Consider the following 18,476-nt stretch of genomic DNA (forward strand, 5'->3'; position numbering starts at 1 on the left):
TGCGCGGTGCTGCCATGGGCAGCATCACGCCGCGAGCATGCGCCGGACCCGAGACGCGGTGCGCGCCGCCTCGTGCGCGTGCAGGTCGTCCCAGACCAGGCGCAGGATGCGGTAGCCCGCCAGCTGGTAGTCGCTGTCCCGGCGACGGTCGGCGCGCATCTGGGCGCGGCGCCGGTGGTGGGCACGACCGTCGAGCTCGATCACGAGCCGGCGGTCGGTCCGGTAGACGCAGTCGGCCTTGTGGCCGGCGACCGACACGTTCAGGTCGTCCGGCCGGGGCAGGCGGTGCGCGGTCAGGAAGCGCAGGAAACGCCGCTCGAACTCCGACTTGGTGTGGGCGTCGTCCGCGTCGATCAGGCGCGTGACCAGCGGGGCGCCCGACCGTCTCGGTGTGCGCGCCTGGGCAGCGCGGATCTTGTCGACCCGCAGGGACGGCAGGCTGTCAGCAAGCGCGCGGTAGTCGTCCCAGGGCATCACGTCCGCCAGGTCCACCAGGGTCCGCGGTTGGTGCGTGACCCGGAAGAGGCCGCTGGTGAAGACGTCGACCGCCTCCAGGTGGCGGGTGCGATGCACGGCTATGTCCTCCCGGCTGCGGGACGAGGCGGTCGTGCTGATGTGCAGTCGTCCCTCGGGATCCCCGGGCGTCCGCCAGCCGTGGAACGCCGCGGCGGTGAAGTGGGAGAGGACACCCTCCGGCGCGCAGGTCCAGACCGCCGCGAGCCACCGTCCTTCGTCCTGCAGCGCGGTGTGACCGAAGGCATAGACGCCGGCCTGCACCCGCGTGAGCCGGCGTCGTGCCACCCGCGCCGCAATGGCGTTGCGGTCGAGGCCGGCGGCGATGAGCTGATCGTGCCGGAGGAGCCCGAACTGGCGGTTGGCGAGCGCGAAGAGCCTCTCCTCGCGATCCTTGCTGCGTGGTGCTGCCATATCCAGTACTAGGTCGCAAGCACCTGGATCCGCCCCCCTGAAATAGGGTTCCTGCGTGCTCAGAGTTCTGTCCTACGCCTACTGGGCGCTGATCGCCGTCACCTGCCCGTTGTTCTTCGCCGGCGCACTGCTCATCTGGCTCGTCACGCTGCCGTTCGACCGGCGCAAGGTCGTCCTGCACCAGTACTCGTGCGCGTGGGCCGTCTTCTTCATCGTCATCAACCCGATGTGGAAGGTGCGGGTCACCGGACGCGAGCACCTGAAGTGGCGTGGGCCGGCCGTCCTGGCCGCGAACCACGCGTCGCTGATCGACATCCTGGTGCTGTTCCAGCTGTTCCGCCCGTTCAAGTGGGTGTCCAAGGCCGAGAACTTCAAGCTGCCGTTCATCGGCTGGAACATGCACCTGAACGGCTACGTGTCGCTCGTCCGCGGCGACCGCGAGTCGATCATGAAGATGCTCGAGGAGTGCTCGGTGCTGCTGAAGAAGGGCAGCCCGGTGCTGTTCTTCCCAGAAGGGACGCGGAGCAAGGACGGCAACCTGCGTCCGTTCAAGGACGGGGCGTTCTCGCTCGCCCGGCAGCACGAGGTGCCGCTGGTCCCGATCGCGGTTCACGGCACGGGTTCCGCGCTGCCCAAGCACGGCATGGTGCTGAAGGAGCACGTGGACGCCTGGGTGCAGATCCTGGAGCCGATGGACCCCGCGGACTACGCCTCGGTCGAGGAGCTCCGGGACGTCGCTCGCCAGCGGATCGAGGACGCGCTCGCGTCCCGGCCGACCGCTTAGGGGAGCACGCCGGTGGCCAGCGGGATCCGCGCCTCGACCGTCGTGCCGGACCCCGGCGCGCTGACGACCGTCAGCGACCCGCCCGCGACCGCGACGCGGTCCTCGAGGCCGCGGAGTCCCGTCCCGCCCGCGAGGTCCGCGCCGCCCGGGCCGTCGTCCGCGACCCGGACCACGAGCTCCCCGTCGCGTGCGACGGCGCGCACCGCCGCGTGGGTGGCCGGCGCCGCGTGCTTGGCGACGTTCGTCAGCGCCTCGGCGACCACGAAGTAGGCGGTCGCCTCGATCGCGCTCGGCCAGCGGCCGGGCGGGACGTCGATCTCCACAGGGACCGGCGTCCGGACGGTCAGCGCGGCGATCGCGGCGTGCAGCCCGCGGTTCGTGAGGATCGCCGGGTGGATGCCGGCGACGAGGTCGCGCAGCTCGCCGATCGCGGCGCGGGCGTCGCGGGCCGCCTCGTCGATCGTCGCCGCGGCGGCCGCGGCCTCCGCGTCCCGGGTCAGCTGGGTCCCGGCCCGCTGCAGGGTCATCAGCAGGTGGACCAGTCGCTGCTGCGCACCGTCGTGCAGGTCGCGGCCGATGCGGTGGCGCTCGGCGTCGGCGGCCGCGACGATGCGGGCGCGGGAGGCCTCCACGGACTGCAGCCGGGTGCGGTCGATCGCCTCGCGGCGGCGGTGGTCCTCGGCGGCGAGCTGGTCGGAGATGTCCCGGAACGCGACGACCGCCCCGCGCGCGCCCCGCATCGGCAGCGGCGCCGACGAGTACGCGACCGGCACCATCGAGCCGTCCCGCCGGACGAACCAGTCCTCCGTGACGTGCACGGTCTCGCCGGTGACGCGCGGGCGCAGCATCGGGCACTCGGACGCCGGGAAGTGTGAGCCGTCCGGGCGCTTGTAGTGGATGGTCGGATGGCTGATCCGGCCGAGCAGCTCAGAGGGGCTGTCGTAGCCCAGGACGCGCAGTGCCGCGGGGTTCAGGAACTCGACGCGGCCGTCGGGGTCGACCAGGTAGATCGCGTCCGCGACGGTGTCCAGCAGCGCCTCGAGCAGCTCCCGCGGCGCCGCCGCGATCAGCTGGCTGACGACCTTCGCGGTGGTGGCCTCGGACACCACCGGCACGATAGTCCGCGCGTCAACGGGCGCGGAGACGCGCCCGCGGGATCAGCCCGCGTTGCCGTTGGCGTGCACGCCCGAGGCGCGCAGCGGCGCCGCGGCCGCGACGCCCGGCAGGCAGACCCGGCAGAAGTCCTCGCCGAACGGCGTCAGCAGGATCGAGCGGCGGACGGTCTTCGTCTTGCCCGGGCCGTGCAGCGCCTCCAGGACGTCCGGCTGCGCCTCGAGCACCTGGTAGCGGAGCGGGTCCGCCAGCGGCTCGCGCGAGAACCAGATCAGCCCGAGGCGGAAGAGGTTGTTCAGGTAGGCCGGGACGCGCTCGCTGTAGCGCACGCCCGAGTTCGGGCCGATCATCGACAGGCCGGGGGCGACCATGTTCGTCCCGATCAGCGGCGAGTTGATCAGCGGCGTCTTGCCCTGGCGCACGTCGACCGACGGCTGCGGGCCCTCGACCGTGAGGTAGCGCAGGATGCGGGCCTCGTCCGGCGCGATCTCGTCGATGATCCGCTCGTACGCCGGGTGGGCGGCCTCCTCGTAGCGCACGTCCGTCGACTTGTGGAGCAGGTCCGCGCCCTTCTGCTGCAGCGAGCGGGCGTCGTCGGCGGCGATCTTCTTGAGGTCGGGCGCCGGGTCGGCAGCAGGCTGCGGGACCGGGCGGCGCTCGCGGATCGGGCCGGGCAGCCGCTCCTCGATCGCCGGGATGCCCAGGACGTCCCGCGCGTAGCCCTTCACGCTGCGCTCGACGTCGTGCAGCAGCTCGGCCGCGGACTCACCGGAGACCGCGGCGTGGACGACGCGGTTGCCGGCCCGCAGGTACGCCCTCGCCGACCAGCCCGCCGTGCGGATGCCGGCCCCGACGCCGATGCGGACGAGGCCCGGCAGGGCCTTCGAGACCGAGCCGGCCGTCGGGACGGGGGGATACGCGCGATCCCCCGCTGGATCGTCGATGTCGCTCATGGGGTCAGCTTACGACGGCTCACACGCCGAAGACCGCCAGGTGGATGAGGCCGCCGCTGAAGCCCAGCACGGCGCCGTGGACGTACAGCATCCACTCGTCCTCCTTGATCGCGGACCGCAGCATCTCCTGGAAGTCCACCGCGGCCATCTCCCGCATCCGGCCGGCGATCAGCTCGCGGATCAGCGCGCTCTGCTTGGCGTTGAACTCCTGGTCCCCGAGCGGGGTCATCGTGTAGTCGACGGCGTCGACGGCGACCGAGTCCCGGATCGCGTCGTACTCCTTGCCGCCCATCGCGACGCGCACGGCCGCCCGCGCGGGGCCGGTGGCACGGTCCACGGCGGGGCGCATCGCGGTCTCGATCATCGCCCGGGTGCGGTCGGCGCGGACGCCGGTCAGCAGCTCGGTGCCGATGTTGCTGAGCGTCACGATCTCGTCCGCGATCAGCTTCGCGTAGATGTCGGCGACCGCGCTCTGGCGGCGCAGGAAGAGCCCGTGGAACTTGATGCCCATGATGAACTTCGGCTCGACCGGGACGAAGATCAGCGACATCGCCAGCAGGTTCGTCATGTAGCCGACGACCGTGCCCAGGATCGGCAGCAGCCACCAGTAGTGCCACTCGTGGGTGATGAAGTAGACGGGGACGCCGAGCAGGAAGCCGAGGTAGAAGCCGAAGTTCACCATCAGCTTCAGCTCGCGGTCGCCGATGTCCAGGAAGATCCGGTTCGCGAGCTCCGGGTGCGCCTCGAGGTGCTTGATGACCATCAGCTTCACGTCGAGCAGCTGGTCGATGTTCTCGCCGATCTGATCAGTGACGGCGTGCACGATCTCCGGCAGCTGGGCGCGGACCCGCGCGTGGATCGCGTCCTTGATGCGGGGCGGCACGTCGGCCCAGAGCTGCGGCTGCTCGCGCTCCATGATCTGCTCGACCAGCGTGTGGATGTCCCGCTCGGAGGTCGCGAGGATGTGCTCGGCGATCTTCTCGGGCTCGAGGCGCTGGTAGAACTCGCCGGGGCTGCCGAGCTTGGAGATGCCCTTGTCGACGGCGATCGAGCCCATCTTCGCGGCCCGGGACGGCACGATGCCCTGCCAGCCGACGTTGCCCTTGATGAGGCCGGGGATCTCCTGGAAGCGGCGCGGCAGGAGGTTGCCGACGGTCTTCAGGCCCGGCACCCGGAACCCGATGAAGCGGATCGGGTTGAAGAGCATCCACACGCCGCTGAGGTTCGTGATGTAGCCGATCGCTCCGGTGAAGAGCGGGATGATGATCAGCTGGGCCCAGTCCACGGCGCAATCCTAGTCCGAACGTGCTCGTTCGGGGAAGAAGCTCCCGCGCCTGGCCTACTTCCCGGTGGTGCGGTGCTTCGCCACGCGTCCGTGAGCAGCGGACCCGCGGCCCGCGCCGCCGCTGCCGCTGCGCGCGTTCACGGCGCCCGGCGCCGGGGTGCGGCGGATCAGCGCGCGCAGCGCGGCATCCGTGCCGGCGGCGTCGGGGCGCTCGGTCACGATCGCGAGCGGCACGGTCCGCAGCGACGGCCCGCGCGTGGCGTCGACGACCGCGACCACGGCCTTGTCGCTCCCCGGGAGGTCGAAGACGATCCCGGCCAGCGGCGGACCGCCCGGGGCGACAGTGACGAGATCGCCCACGCGAGTCGGTTCCATCCGGCGAGACTACTCCGGCCGGTACGGGCGAGGGCGTTAGCGTGGCGGCCATGGCCGCCCTTTCCGACACCGCCGACATCGTCATCGCCGGCGGCGGGCACAACGGCCTCGTCGCGGCCGCCTACCTGGCGCGTGCCGGCCGTCAGGTCCTGCTGCTCGAGCAGGGCGACGTGCTGGGCGGCGCCGCGGTGTCGTCCTCGCCGTGGCCCGGGGTGGACGTGCGCCTCAGCCGCTATAGCTACCTGATCTCGCTGCTGCCGCAGCAGATCCTGGACGACCTCGGCATCGACCTGCAGCGCATCCGGCGCCGCGTCCCGGCGTACACCCCGGTCGGGGACGGCGGCGTGCTCGGCGTCCCCGGCTCGCCGTTCGCGGACGCCGTCGCGCGCCTGGCCCCGGCGCTGTTCGCGTCGCTGACACAGCCGCTGCGGACCGAGGCGGACCTGCGCGCGGCCGCCGCCGACGACGCCACCTGGGACGCGCTCGTCCGCCGCCCGCTCGGCGAGGCGCTACGAGCAGCCCACGCCGGCGACGACGTCGGCCTCGGCATCGTCTCGACCGACGCGCTGATCGGCACCTTCACCAGGATCGACGACGCCTCGCGCCTGGCGAACCGCTGCTTCCTCTACCACGTGATCGGCGGCGGGACGGGCGACTGGGACGTCCCGGTCGGCGGCATGGGCGCGCTCACCGGCGCGCTGGCAGCGACCGCTCGCGCGGCGGGCGCTGACCTGCGCACGGGTCACCGCGTCATCGCCGTCGAGGCCGACACAGGAGCGGACGACGGCGTCCGCGTCATCGTGCGCGACCCAGCGTCCGGGGAGGACCGGACCGTCGTCGCCGACATGCTGCTGAGCAACCTCGCGCCGGCGGTCCTGGACCGCCTGCGCCGCGCGCCCGGGTTCGACACGCACGACGACCCGCCCGAGGGCGCCCAGCTGAAGGTCAACCTGCTGCTGCATCGCCTGCCGCGCCTGCGCGACCGCGCCGTCGATCCGGTCGATGCGTTCGCCGGGACCTTCCACGTCAACGAGTCGGCGGCGCAGCTCGAGGCGGCGTACGCCCAGGCGTCGGCGGGCCGCATCCCGGACGTCGTCCCCTGCGAGATCTACTGCCACTCGCTGAGCGACCCGTCGATCCTCGGCGCCGAGCTGCAGGCTGCCGGCGCGCACACCCTCACCTGCTTCGCGCTGCACCTGCCCGCGCGCCTGTTCAGGGACGACCCCGAGGGCGCCAGGCAGCGGGCCCTCGCAGCGACGCTGGCGTCCCTGGACAGCGTCCTCGGCGAGCCGATCATGGACTGCGTGATGCGCGCCCCGGACGGCACGCCGTGCGTGGAGGCGCGCAGCCCGGTTGACCTGGAGACCGACCTCGGCCTGCCCGGCGGGCACATCTTCCACCGCGACCTGCAGTGGCCGTTCGCCGAGTCCGAGGACGAGGCCGGCACCTGGGGCGTGGCGACGGACCACCCCCGGATCCTGCTCTGCGGCGCCGGCGCGCGGCGCGGCGGCGGCGTCAGCGGAATCCCCGGCCACAACGCCGCGATGGCGGTTCTCAGGGGCACGGACTGACCAGATCGGCGGTTCCGGATTCCGGGGGGCCGTGCCTATACTCGCCGCCCTTGGCCGCGCTGACCTTCTCCCCCGTGCAGACGCGCCGCACCTTCGAGGAGGCCGTCGACCAGATCGCGGAGCGGATCCAGCTCGGCGAGCTGCGGGTGGGCGACCAGCTGCCGCCCGAGCGGGCGCTCGCCGCCCAGATGCAGATCAGCCGCCCGACGGTGCGCGAGGCGCTGAAGGTCCTGGCCGACAGCGGCGTCGTCGAGGTCCGTCCCGGCCCGACCGGCGGCGCGTTCGTCCGCTCGGAGTTCGTCCCGCGCGAGGTCATCCAGCGCCGCAGCGACCTGCGGTTGCACGAGGTCATCGGGGTCCTGGAGGCGCGGCGGATGTTCGAGCCCGCGATCGTCCGCCTCGCGGCGGTGCACGCGCAGGACGCCGACTTCGAGGCGATGGAGCGGACCATCCACCTGCAGCGCAAGCTCGCCGAGGCGTCCGGCCCGGGCCTGATCGCGAACGAGGACCGCTTCCTCGCGCTCGACCAGCGCTTCCACCTCGCCGTCGCCCGCGCGACCGGGAACTCGACGCTGGTCGACCTCATGCGCACGCTGCTGCGGCGCCTGGACATCGCGCGCGACATGGCGATCCACTCGCCGCCCTCGGTGGAGTGGTCGCTCGACATCCACCGCCAGACCGTGGACGCGATCCGCGGCGGCGATCCCGCGGCGATCGACGCCGTCATGGACGAGCACCTCGCCGAGCTCGAGCGGGCCTGGGAGCGCGACCTGGACCCGGCACGGGTCGACGACCTGCGCGAGCTGCCTGTCTGACGTCTGTCGAGACCCGGCGGCTGCGCCCGCCCCGCTTGGTAACGTCGCCTTACCATGCTGCTCCCTTCGGTCGTGTCGCTCGATGACAAGTACCTGCTGGAGGACGGCCGGATCTTCCTCAGCGGTATCCAGGCGCTCGTGCGCGTGCCGATGGACCAGCATCGCGCCGACCAGCGCGCCGGACTGCGCACGGGGACGTTCATCTCGGGCTACCAGGGCTCCCCGCTCGGGGTCTTCGACAAGGAGCTCCAGCGCGCGAGCCGCCTCTGCGCGGACCACGACATCCACCTGCAGCCCGGCGTCAACGAGGAGCTCGGCGCCACGTCGGTCTGGGGCAGCCAGCTCGCGCCGACGCTGCCGGGCGCCCAGCGCGACGGCGTGGTCGGCCTCTGGTACGGCAAGAACCCGGGCCTGGACCGCGCGGCGGACGCGATCCGCCACGCGAACTTCTGCGGGACCGCCCACCACGGCGGGGCCGTCGCCATCGTCGGGGACGACCCGTCCTGCAAGTCCTCGACGCTGCCCAGCGCGGCGGAGGCGACCCTGGCTTCGCTCTACCTGCCCACGCTGTGGCCCGGGACCGTGCAGGAGGTCCTGGACCTCGGCCGGCACGCGATCGCGCTGTCGCGGGCGAGTGGCCTGTGGTCGGCGCTGAAGATCGTCACGAACGTCGCGGACGCGGCAGGGACCGCGACGGTCGGTGCCGAACGTGTCGTCCCCGTCATGCCCGAGCTGCTGGTCGCCGGCCGCGCGTACGTCCATCGGCCGAACCCGACGATGCTCGCCCCCGACTCGCTCATCAGCGAGCGTGGGCTGTTCGAGGTCCGGCTGCCGCTCGCCCGGATGTACGCTCGCGCGAACGGCCTGAACCGGATGACCGTCGACGGCGGCGGGAGCGCGCGGCTCGGCCTCGTCGCCGCCGGCAAGACCTACCGCGACCTGGTCCAGGCGCTGCAGGACCTCGGCCTGGATCTGGGGCGCCTCCGGGCCGCCGGGGTGCGGGTGATGCAGGTCCAGATGCCGTGGCCGCTGGACCGCGATGACGTGCGCGAGTTCGCCGCCGGCCTGGAGGAGATCGTCGTCGTCGAGGACAAGCTGCCGTTCCTGGAGACCCAGTTCCGCGACCTGCTCTACGGGACCACCGACGCGCCGCGGGTCCTGGGCAAGCGCGACGAGCAGGACCGGCCGCTGCTGCCCGTTGAGGGCGAGCTGGACGCCGACCTGATCGCGCGCGCCGTCGCGCGGCGGCTGCAGGCCGCCGGCATCGACCTGGAGTCCGTCACCGCCCGCGTCCGCGAGCTCGAGCAGATCGGGCGCGCGAAGCTCGTCCCGCTGCCGGTCGTCCGCACGCCGTTCTTCTGCTCGGGCTGCCCGCACAACTCCTCGACGGTCGCCGCGGACGACGCCCTGGTCGGCGCCGGCATCGGCTGCCACACGATGGTCCTCCTGAACCCGGAGGGGCGCGGAACGCTGACCGGCATCACGCAGATGGGCGGCGAGGGCGCGCAGTGGATCGGCATGGCCCCGTTCGTCGAGGGCGAGCACTTCATCCAGAACCTGGGCGACGGGACGTTCCACCACTCGGGCTCGCTGGCGATCCGGGCGGCCTGCGCCGCAGGGGTCAACGTCACCTACAAGCTGTTCGCCAACGGCTCGGTGGCGATGACGGGCTCGCAGTCGATCGTCGGCGGCATGACGGTGCCGGAGCTGACGCGCTGGCTCGTGCTCGAGGGCGTGAAGCAGGTGGTCGTCACGACCGAGGACCTCAGCCGCTACGACGGCGTCGCCCTCGACGCCCACGCCACGGTCCGCCCGCGCGAGGACATGCTCGCCGTGCAGGAGGAGCTGTCCCGGGTGCAGGGCGTCACCGTCCTCATCCACGATCAGCAGTGCGCCGCCGAGCGCCGCCGCCTGCGCAAGCGCGGCAAGGTCCCCGAGGCGACCGAGCGCGTCGTCATCAACGAGCGCGTGTGCGAGGGCTGCGGCGACTGCGGGAAGAAGTCCTCGTGCCTGAGCGTGCTGCCGGTCGACACCGAGTTCGGCCGCAAGACACGGATCCACCAGGCGTCGTGCAACAGCGACTTCTCCTGCCTGGAGGGGGACTGCCCGTCGTTCCTGACGGTGGTCCCGGCGGCGAAGCCCGCAGGCCCCGAGGCGACACCGCCCGCGGTCCCTTTCCCGCCGGTCGCCCTGCCCGACCCGGTGCTCGCGACCGACGCCCAGACGACGATCCGCATGATCGGCATCGGCGGGACGGGCGTCGTCACGGTCAGCCAGATCCTCGCGATGGCCGCGCACCTGCAGGACGGCTACTCGTGGTCGCTCGACCAGACGGGCCTCTCGCAGAAGGGTGGGCCGGTGATCAGCGACATCCGCCTCTCGCAGGACCCGATCACGGGGTCGAACAAAGCGTCCGCCGGACGGGTCGACGTCTACCTCGGCTTCGATCTCCTCGGCGCCGCGAACCCGAAGAACCTGCAGATGTCCGCCGCGGAGCGGACGCTCGCGGTCGTGTCGACGAGCGCCGTGCCGACCGGCCGCATGGTCGTCGACCCGTCCGTCCGCTTCCCGGAGCTCGACGGACCGGTCACGGCGATCACGGGACGCACGCGCGGCGCGGTGTTCCTCGACGCGCAGGCGCTGTCCGAGCGGCTCTTCGCCGACCACCTGCCGGCGAACTTCATCGTCCTCGGCGCGGCGCTGCAGCAGGGTGCCCTGCCCGTCGGCCTCGACGCCCTCGAGGCGGCCGTCCGGCTCAACGGCGCGGGCGTCGAGAAGAACCTCGCCGCGCTTGCGTGGGGGCGGGCCTGCGTGGCCGCGCCCGATGCGGTGGCGGCACTGGACGTGCCGGTCGCCGGGCACGAGGGCGACCCGGCGCTGCCCGCACCCTCTGCCGCCGCGTGCGCGATCGCGGCGACGGTGGCGGCCGTGCCGGGCAGCCCGCTCGAGGCCGTCGTCCGCCGGCGGGCCGACGAGCTGATCGCCTACCAGTCACCGGCCTACGCGCGCCGCTACGCGCGGACGCTCGCCACGGTCGTCGCCGCCGAGCGCGCCGCCTGCGGGGACGACGGCGTCGTGAGCAACGCCGTGGCCCGGCAGCTGTTCAAGCTGCTGGCGTACAAGGACGAGTACGAGGTCGCGCGGCTGCACCTGGACCCGGTCGAGCGCGATCGGGTGACGCGCGAGTACGGGGCCGGGGCGAAGGTCCAGTACCACCTGCACCCGCCGCTGCTGCGGGCCCTCGGGATGGAGCGCAAGCTGCGCCTGGGGCGCTGGTTCGACGGCGGCTTCAAGACGCTGAAGGCGATGAAGCACCTGCGCGGGACGCCGGCCGACCCGTTCGGCCGCGCGGAGGTCCGGGTCGTCGAGCGTGCGCTGATCGGCGAGTACGAGGCGGTCGTGCGGCGTGCGCTGAGCGCGCTGACGCCGGCCACCCGCACGCTGGTCGCCGAGCTGGCCGACAGCCCCGACCTGATCCGCGGCTACGAGGACATCAAGCTCGCGTCCGTCGTCCGCTGGCGGGCCGCAGTGACCGACATGCAGGCGCGCCTCCACGGGACGGCGGGCGACAGCGAGCTCGTCGTCGTCCAGGCGCCGGCCCCGTTCACGCCGATGCGCTGATGTCAACCGACAGCCGGTCCACCCACCGGGCCGCCCGCGTCCCGGTCGCCCCGGTGGGCCCCGGTACGCTCGGCGACGACCATGAGCAAGACGCCGAAGAAGCCGAAGAAGCGCCCGAAGCTCGACCGCGAGACGTTCGACGCCGAGCTCCGCCGCCTCCAGGTGGAGCTCGTCCTGCTGCAGGAGTACGTCAAGGCGAAGGGCCTGAAGGTCGTCGTCGTATTCGAGGGCCGGGACGCCGCGGGCAAGGGCGGGGTCATCAAGCGCATCGCGGAGCGCACGAGCCCGCGGGCGGTGCGGGTCGTCGCGCTCGCGACGCCGACCGAGCGCGAGCAGACGCAGTGGTACTTCCAGCGCTACGCCGCGCATCTGCCGGCCGCCGGTGAGATCGTCCTGTTCGACCGCTCCTGGTACAACCGCGCCGGCGTCGAGAAGGTCATGGGGTTCTGCACCGACGAGGAGTACTCGGAGTTCATGCGCTCGTGCCCCGAGTTCGAGCGGATGCTCGTGCGGTCCGGGATCCTGCTCGTCAAGTACTGGTTCAGCGTCAGCGACGAGGAGCAGGAGAAGCGCTTCCGGGCCCGCGTCGACGACCCGATGCGGCGCTGGAAGCTCAGCCCGATGGACCTCGAGTCGCGCGAGCGCTGGGTGGAGTACTCCCGCGCGAAGGACGACATGTTCCGCCACACCGACATCGAGCAGGCGCCGTGGTACGTCGTGGCCGCCGACGACAAGCGCCGCGCGCGCCTGAACTGCATCAGCCACCTGCTCTCGATGGTCGAGTACGAGGACGTGACGCCGCCGCCGCTCGAGCTGCCGCCGCGGCAGCCGGACACGGACTACGTCCGACCACCGCTGGCCGACCAGACGTTCGTCCCGGAGCTGTACTGAGCGTGGGACGTCCGGAGCCCGGCGCATGACGCGCTCGTTCGCCGCCGACGAGGAGCTGCTGCGGTCGGTCCTCGAGGAGGTCGTGCGGGACGCCGAGGGCGCCGACGGGCTCGCGCTGCACCGGCGGGCGGTCACGCTCGGCGAGCAGCTGCGGGCCGGGGACGCGGCCGCGGCCGACGCCCTGGCCGCCCTCGTCCGCGACCTCCGGGTGGACGAGCTGCAGGTGCTCGTGCGCTCGCTCACGCGGTGGTTCCAGCTCGTGAACCTCGCGGAGGACAACGAGCGCGTGCGGCGCCTGCGGGTCCGCGAGCTCGCGGAGGCGCCCGCACCGCGCCGCGGGTCGCTGCGGGACGCCGTCACCCGGCTCGCGGCGGACGGGGTGGACCCGGCGGCGCTCGACCGGCTGCTGGCCCGTGCGCAGGTGTCGCTCGTGATGACCGCGCACCCGACCGAGGCGCGGCGGCGCACCACGCTCGACAAGCTCACGCGGGTCTTCGCGCTGCTGCGGGGCCTGGACGAGCGCCGGCCGACCGCCGAGTCCGAGGCCGTCGCGGCCGCGGGGCTGGCGTCGGCCGTCCAGGAGCTGTGGGGCTCGGACGAGATCCGGGCCGTGTCGCCGACGGTCCTCGACGAGGTCCGCACGGGGCTCGTGTACGCGACCTCGTCGCTGGCGACGGTCGTCCCGCAGCTGTACCGCGAGCTGGAGGCCGCCGTCGCCGAGGCCTACCCGGGCCGCGAGGTCACCGTCCCGCCGCTGCTGCGGTTCGGCTCGTGGATGGGCGGCGACCGGGACGGCAACCCGTACGTCACGCCGCAGGTGACCGTCGAGACCCTGCGCACCCTCCGCGAGACGTGCCTGCGGTTCCTCTACGACCGTGTCGCCGATCTGGCGGCCCGCGTCTCGCTGAGCGCCCGGCTGGTCGGCGACCCGCCGTTGCTGGCGCCAATCCTCGCCGACGCCGCGCAGCGCTTCCCCGACCTCACGCAGATCGTCGACGCGCGCAACCCGGAGGAGCCTTACCGGCGGGTGTTCTCGGTGATCGCCCGCCGCGTGCGGGCAACGCTCGAGGGCGACGCCGAGGGCTACGACGGTCCCGAGGGGCTGCTGGCCGACCTGCGCGTCTGTCAGGCGGCCCTGCGCGCCGGCCACGGGCGCTACGTGGCGGCGGGCGAGCTGCAGGACGTCATCCGCCAGGTCGAGGTCTTCGGCTTCCACTTCACGCGCCTGGACATCCGCGAGCACGCCGGCGTCCATCGCCACGCGGTCGCCGAGATCCTGGCGGAGCTCGGGCTCGAGCCCGACTACGCGGGCCTCCCCGAGGACGAGCGCGTCGCGGTCCTCGTCCGCGAGATCGAGACGCGCCGCCCGCTGATCCCGGCGGACATCGGCGGCTTCTCGCCCTCCACCCAGGAGACGGTGCAGACCTTCCGCATGCTGCACGAGGCGCGGACCGGCGAGCACGCCGACGCGCTGCTCTCGTACATCGTGTCGGGAACGGAGGCGCCGTCGGACCTGCTGGAGGTCCTGCTGCTGATGAAGGAGTGCCGGCTGTCGAAGGCCGGTGGCGAGGGCGCGCTGCTGCGCGTCGTCCCCCTGTTCGAGGCCGGCGAGACGCTGGCGGCGGGCGCCGAGACGATGCGCACGCTGGTCGAGCTGCCGTGCTACCGGCAGGCACTGGAGGCGCGCGGCGACGAGCAGGAGATCATGGTCGGCTACTCGGACTCGAACAAGGACGTCGGCTACGTCGCGTCCGGGTGGGAGGTCTACCGCGCGCAGCTGCGCATCGTCGACGTCCTGCGCGAGCACGGACTGCGCTGGACGTTCTTCCACGGTCGCGGCGGTGCGGTGGGACGCGGCGGCGGACCGAGCAACGTCGCGATCCTCGCGCAGCCGCCGGGGACGGTCGGCGGCCGGCTCAAGGTCACCGAGCAGGGGGAGGTGCTGTCCGACAAGTACTCGGTCCCGGAGATCGCGCACCGCGAGCTCGAGCTGACGGTCGCAGCGGCGCTTCTGCGAGGCGCCGGGCCCGGGGACGCGCAACTGTCGCCCGGCCAGCGCGATCGCTTCGAGCCGGTGCTGGCCGCGATGGCGGAGCGGTCCTCCAGGGCCTACCGTGCGCTGGTCTACGAGGACCCCGGCTTCGTCGCGTTCTTCCATGCCGTGACGCCGGTCGACGAGATCTCGCGGCTGCGCCTCGGGTCGCGCCCGGCCAAGCGGAAGCAGACCGATCGCATCGAGGACTTCCGGGCGATCCCGTGGGTCTTCAGCTGGACGCAGGCCCGGATCGTGCTGCCGGCGTGGTTCGGCCTCGGCACCGCGCTGCGGGCGGCCCGCGAGTCGGCCGGCCTCGACGTGCTGCAGGAGATGGACGCGGGCTGGCCGTTCTTCGCGGCGCTGCTCTCGAACGCCGAGATGGCGTGCGCGAAGGCGGACATGGAGATCGCCCGCCGGTACGCGGCGCTGTGCGAGGACGACGCGCTCCGGGAGCGGATCTGGGGCCAGCTGGAGGCGGAGTTCGTGCTGACGTGCCGCGAGCTGCTGGCCGTCACCGGCGGGACGGCGCTGCTGGACCGCGAGCCCGTCCTGCAGCGCTCGATCGCGCGCCGCAACCCGTCCGTCGACCCGCTGTCGTTCGTCCAGCTCGAGGTCCTGCGGCGGCTGCGGGCGGGGGACGGGGGCGAGGAGCTCGCGCGCGCGTCGTTCCTGGTGATCAACGGCATCGCGGGCGGGCTGCGCAACACCGGCTGACCGCCCGTCTCGTCGTGGGGGCAGATGAAAGAACCGTCATCTCCGCTTCACGCGGGGGCCATGCGGGCAGGGGATCGTGACGGCCATGCTGCCCCGGATCGTCCTCGCCCTCGCCGCCGCCGCCGCCCTGCTCCTGGGGGTCGCGGGTGCGCGCGCCTTCGTCGGGGGGGACGAGGGCGCCGCCGCGCCGGCCCCGATCGAGCTGTCCGGCGCGACGACGGGGGCCGGCTCCGCGACCACCACCGGGACGACGGGGACGACGAGCACGGAGGGGGCCACCACCGGCGAGCGGACGACGAGCACCGCGGCGCGAACAGGGACGGGGTCCACGTTCGCGCCGCCGCCGACCCGGACGCGGGATGACTCCGGCCGTGACGACCGCGACTCCGGCGACTCGGACGACTTCGACGACGCCCCGCCGGCGCGGTCCTCGTCGGCTCCGGACGCCGACGACGATGACGGCGATGACGACTCGGGCCGCTCGTCGGGGTCCGGCGGGTCGTCGGGGTCGGATGGGTCGTCGTCGGGCTCCGGGTCGAGTGGCTCGGGATCGGGCGGCTCTGGCTCCGGGTCCGGGTCGTCCGGCGGCTCCGGCGGGAGCGACGACTCGGGCGGCGGCGATGACGATTGACGGCTGACGGCCTGCGGCGGCGCTGGGGCAGCACCCGGGCGCGGATCCTGTCCGCGTTCGTCGTCCTGCTGGCCGCATCGACGGTCGCGACCACCCTCGGCCAGCGTCAGCTGCTGCTCGATCGGGCCGTCGACCGCGTCGACCGGCAGCTCGTGCAGGAGGCCGAGGAGTTCCGCCGCATCTCGGCACTGACGCGTGACCCGCAGACGAACCGCCCGCTGCCGCGGACGCCCGACGTGCGGTCGCTGCTCGACGCGTTCCTCGCGCGCAACGTGCCCGTCGAGGGCGAGGCGTTCTACACGTTCGTCGGCGGCCGCAACGGCGCGGCGTCGGCCGGCGAGGGCATCACGGCCGCGGTGACCCGTGCCGTCCTGCCGCTCGCGGGGGTGGGAGAGAGCCGCCTGGGTGAGCTCGACGTCCCGGGCGGTAGCCGCACGCGGTACACGCTCGTTCCGGTGACGCGCGCCGGGCGGACGCTCGGCAGCCTCGTCGTCGTCGCCGACCTGGGCCGCGAGGAGCGCGAGGCGACGCGCGCCGCCCGTGGTAGCGCGCTGATCGCGCTCGTCGTCCTGCTGATCGCGACGGGCATCGCGTTCGTCGTCGCGGGCCGCGTCCTAGCTCCGCTGCGGCGGCTGCGCGCGACCGCCACGTCGATCACGGAGAACGACCTCACGCAGCGGCTGGAGGTCCGCGGTAGCGACGAGCTCGCCGAGCTGGCACGGACGTTCAACGCCATGCTCGACCGCCTGGAGGGCGCGTTCGACAGCCAGCGCGCGTTCGTCTCCGACGCCGGCCACGAGCTGCGCACGCCGATCACGATCATCCGCGGGCACCTGGAGCTGCTGGGCGACGGGGAGGATCCGGACGAGCGCCGCGAGACGCTCGCGCTCGTGCAGGACGAGCTGCAGCGGATGTCGCGCCTGGTCGAGGACCTGCTCACGCTCGCCAAGGCCGAGCGCAGCGACTTCCTACGGGCCGAGGACATCGACCTCGACGAGTTGGTCGAGGAGCTGCTGGTGAAGGCCCGCGCGCTCGGCGACCGCTTGTGGGCCGTCGAGCGCGCCGACCCCGGCCTGCTGCACGCCGACCGCCAGCGGCTCACCCAGGCCGTGATGAACCTGGCGGCGAACGCCGTCCAGCACACGGGGCGCGGCGACACGATCACGCTCGCCGGGGTGCACGAGGGCACGCGCGTCACGCTGAGCGTCGCCGACACCGGGCCGGGGATCGCGCTCGGCGACCAGGCGCGCATCTTCGACCGCCACCAGCGTGGCGGGGACGAGCGCCGCCGGCCGGACGGTGCCGGGCTCGGCCTGGCGATCGTGACCGCGATCGCCGCCGCGCACGGCGGCCGCGCCACCGTCGCCAGCGCCCCCGGCGAGGGTGCGCGCTTCGCCATCATCCTGCCGGTCGACCCGGATCCTGAGGAGGACCTGCCGTGACCCGTGTGCTGATCGCCGAGGACGAGCCCCGGCTGAGCTCGTTCCTCGAGAAGGGCCTGCGCGCGAACGGCTACGCGACGACGGTCGTCGCGGACGGCCGCTCGGCACTCGCCCTGGCTGGGATCGAGGAGTTCGACCTGCTCATCCTCGACCTCGGGCTGCCGGGCCTGGACGGCCTGGAGGTCCTGCGGCAGCTGCGAGCGGGCGGCACGACGCTGCCGGTGGTGATCCTGAGCGCCCGCGACGAGGTGGCCGACAAGATCGCCGGCCTCGAGGTCGGTGCCGACGACTACGTCACCAAGCCGTTCGCCTTCGAGGAGCTGCTCGCCCGCGTGCGGGCACGCCTGCGGGACACCGGGACGGCCGAGCGGACCGTCCTCACCGCCGGCGCCGTGACGCTCGACCTGCGCACCCGCCGCGCGACCGTCGGCGACACGACCGTCACGGTCACCGCGCGTGAGTTCACGATGCTCGAGACCTTCATGCGCCACCCCGACCAGGTGCTCACGCGCGAGCAGCTGCTCAGCCACGTGTGGGGCTACGACCACGACCCGGGGTCGAACGTCGTCGACGTCTACGTGCGGCACCTGCGGCGCAAGCTCGGCGCGGGGACGATCGAGACGGTCCGCGGGATGGGCTACCGGCTCGCGATCTGACGGCACATGAACGAACCGTCATCCGGTCTTCATGACCGGGTCACGGGCCCCGGGCAGTCTCCTGTTCATCAAGCCAGCCAGTCCAAGGAGACGCACCATGCGCAAGACCCTGATGATCGCCGCGGCCGCCCTCGCCGCCGCCGTGCCCGCCACCGCCCTCGCCAAGCACGGCGCCGACGACGGCGCGCAGACCAGCACGACGACCACCGCGACCACGACGACCGGCACCACGACGACGGGGACGACCGCGACGACGACGCCCGCGCGCGGGCAGCGCATCACGACGGCGCAGCGCGCGAGTGCGATCCGCGCCGCGAAGGCCGTCGTCCCCGCCGCCGCTCGCGTGACGAAGGTCGAGCGCGAGACCGACGACGACAGCACCCAGGCCTACGAGGTCAAGCTGCGGACCAGGACCGTCCGCTACGAGGTCGACCTCGACCGCGCGTTCAAGGTCCTCGACGTGGACCGCGACCGCATCGGCGTCGCCCCCTCCCAGCGGGATCGCGACGACGACCGCAGCAACGACCGCAACGACGACCGTGACGACGACCGCGGTGGCCGCGGGCGCGGCAGCGACGACGACTGACGCGCTCGCGCGCGGGCCGCGACCGGTCCGCTCGATGGCTCGATGTGTCACCAGGCGCCACATCGGTACCTCGTGGC

Annotated in this window: 15 protein-coding genes; 10 read left to right on the forward strand and 5 right to left on the reverse strand. The window is 73.1% G+C overall.

The features are described from left to right. Window positions 1-24: 24 nt before the first annotated feature. Window positions 25-927, reverse strand: coding sequence for a DUF559 domain-containing protein (locus DSM112329_RS06830; RefSeq protein ID WP_354701055.1), 903 nt, complete (start codon window positions 925-927; stop codon window positions 25-27). Window positions 928-982: 55 nt separating this feature from the next. On the opposite strand from DSM112329_RS06830, the gene DSM112329_RS06835 reads away from it, so the two are divergent. Continuing rightward, the gene (locus tag DSM112329_RS06835; RefSeq protein ID WP_354701056.1) at window positions 983-1,711 is read left to right on the forward strand and encodes a lysophospholipid acyltransferase family protein; all 729 of its coding nucleotides are present in this window, start codon (window positions 983-985) and stop codon (window positions 1,709-1,711) included. On the opposite strand, the gene DSM112329_RS06840 is transcribed toward DSM112329_RS06835, so the two are convergent. Genes DSM112329_RS06840 through DSM112329_RS06855 form a run of 4 tightly spaced genes read right to left on the reverse strand, consistent with a single transcriptional unit; the run spans window position 1,708 to window position 5,437 of the window. Beyond that, entirely contained in the window at window positions 1,708-2,817 is a 1,110-nt protein-coding gene (locus DSM112329_RS06840; RefSeq protein WP_354701057.1) for a PAS domain-containing sensor histidine kinase, read from the reverse strand. The genes DSM112329_RS06835 and DSM112329_RS06840 overlap by 4 nt on opposite strands. Before the next feature lie 51 nt (window positions 2,818-2,868). Further along, entirely contained in the window at window positions 2,869-3,777 is a 909-nt protein-coding gene (locus DSM112329_RS06845; protein ID WP_354701058.1) for an Abi-alpha family protein, read from the reverse strand. A 19-nt stretch (window positions 3,778-3,796) separates the two neighbouring features. Then, a complete protein-coding gene (locus DSM112329_RS06850) occupies window positions 3,797-5,062 on the reverse strand; it encodes a hypothetical protein (protein ID WP_354701059.1) in 1,266 nt (421 codons plus the stop codon). 54 nt (window positions 5,063-5,116) lie between these two features. After that, a complete protein-coding gene (locus DSM112329_RS06855) occupies window positions 5,117-5,437 on the reverse strand; it encodes a hypothetical protein (protein WP_354701060.1) in 321 nt (106 codons plus the stop codon). Window positions 5,438-5,487: 50 nt separating this feature from the next. Between DSM112329_RS06855 and DSM112329_RS06860 the strand changes: the two genes are divergently transcribed. The 9 genes from DSM112329_RS06860 (at window position 5,488) to DSM112329_RS06900 (ending at window position 18,399) form a co-directional block, all read left to right on the forward strand. Further along, window positions 5,488-7,008, forward strand: a complete 1,521-nt coding sequence (locus tag DSM112329_RS06860) for an FAD-dependent oxidoreductase (protein ID WP_354701061.1) — start codon at window positions 5,488-5,490, stop codon at window positions 7,006-7,008. Between the two features lie 50 nt (window positions 7,009-7,058). Next, window positions 7,059-7,823 (forward strand): FCD domain-containing protein, encoded by a 765-nt coding sequence (locus tag DSM112329_RS06865; protein WP_354701062.1) that lies wholly within the window; start codon window positions 7,059-7,061, stop codon window positions 7,821-7,823. Window positions 7,824-7,877: 54 nt separating this feature from the next. After that, window positions 7,878-11,444 (forward strand): indolepyruvate ferredoxin oxidoreductase family protein, encoded by a 3,567-nt coding sequence (locus tag DSM112329_RS06870; RefSeq protein ID WP_354701063.1) that lies wholly within the window; start codon window positions 7,878-7,880, stop codon window positions 11,442-11,444. A gap of 81 nt (window positions 11,445-11,525) precedes the next feature. Continuing rightward, window positions 11,526-12,335: a polyphosphate kinase 2 gene (ppk2, locus tag DSM112329_RS06875; protein WP_354701064.1), complete on the forward strand. Its 810-nt coding sequence runs from the start codon at window positions 11,526-11,528 to the stop codon at window positions 12,333-12,335. 25 nt (window positions 12,336-12,360) lie between these two features. Beyond that, on the forward strand, window positions 12,361-15,084 hold the full coding sequence (gene ppc / locus DSM112329_RS06880) for a phosphoenolpyruvate carboxylase (protein ID WP_354701065.1): 2,724 nt from the start codon (window positions 12,361-12,363) through the stop codon (window positions 15,082-15,084). An 85-nt stretch (window positions 15,085-15,169) separates the two neighbouring features. Continuing rightward, the gene (locus tag DSM112329_RS06885; RefSeq protein WP_354701066.1) at window positions 15,170-15,715 is read left to right on the forward strand and encodes a hypothetical protein; all 546 of its coding nucleotides are present in this window, start codon (window positions 15,170-15,172) and stop codon (window positions 15,713-15,715) included. Next, the gene (locus DSM112329_RS06890) at window positions 15,712-17,157 is read left to right on the forward strand and encodes an ATP-binding protein (protein ID WP_354701067.1); all 1,446 of its coding nucleotides are present in this window, start codon (window positions 15,712-15,714) and stop codon (window positions 17,155-17,157) included. Before DSM112329_RS06885 ends, DSM112329_RS06890 begins: the two co-directional genes overlap by 4 nt. After that, window positions 17,154-17,813, forward strand: coding sequence for a response regulator transcription factor (locus tag DSM112329_RS06895; RefSeq protein ID WP_354701068.1), 660 nt, complete (start codon window positions 17,154-17,156; stop codon window positions 17,811-17,813). Before DSM112329_RS06890 ends, DSM112329_RS06895 begins: the two co-directional genes overlap by 4 nt. A gap of 97 nt (window positions 17,814-17,910) precedes the next feature. Further along, window positions 17,911-18,399: a hypothetical protein gene (locus DSM112329_RS06900; protein ID WP_354701069.1), complete on the forward strand. Its 489-nt coding sequence runs from the start codon at window positions 17,911-17,913 to the stop codon at window positions 18,397-18,399. Window positions 18,400-18,476 lie beyond the last annotated feature (77 nt).

It is taken from the genome of Paraconexibacter sp. AEG42_29 (assembly GCF_040581415.1).
GTDB lineage: Bacteria > Actinomycetota > Thermoleophilia > Solirubrobacterales > Solirubrobacteraceae > Paraconexibacter.

Coding starts and splice junctions, on each gene's coding strand:
- ppk2 (WP_354701064.1), top strand. CDS start 11,526: ATGAGCAAGACGCCGAAGAAGCCGAAGAAGCGCCCGAAGCTCGACCGC.
- DSM112329_RS06830 (WP_354701055.1), bottom strand. CDS start 927: ATGGCAGCACCACGCAGCAAGGATCGCGAGGAGAGGCTCTTCGCGCTC.
- DSM112329_RS06885 (WP_354701066.1), top strand. CDS start 15,170: ATGCTGCCCCGGATCGTCCTCGCCCTCGCCGCCGCCGCCGCCCTGCTC.
- DSM112329_RS06860 (WP_354701061.1), top strand. CDS start 5,488: ATGGCCGCCCTTTCCGACACCGCCGACATCGTCATCGCCGGCGGCGGG.
- ppc (WP_354701065.1), top strand. CDS start 12,361: ATGACGCGCTCGTTCGCCGCCGACGAGGAGCTGCTGCGGTCGGTCCTC.
- DSM112329_RS06855 (WP_354701060.1), bottom strand. CDS start 5,437: ATGGAACCGACTCGCGTGGGCGATCTCGTCACTGTCGCCCCGGGCGGT.
- DSM112329_RS06900 (WP_354701069.1), top strand. CDS start 17,911: ATGCGCAAGACCCTGATGATCGCCGCGGCCGCCCTCGCCGCCGCCGTG.
- DSM112329_RS06845 (WP_354701058.1), bottom strand. CDS start 3,777: ATGAGCGACATCGACGATCCAGCGGGGGATCGCGCGTATCCCCCCGTC.
- DSM112329_RS06870 (WP_354701063.1), top strand. CDS start 7,878: ATGCTGCTCCCTTCGGTCGTGTCGCTCGATGACAAGTACCTGCTGGAG.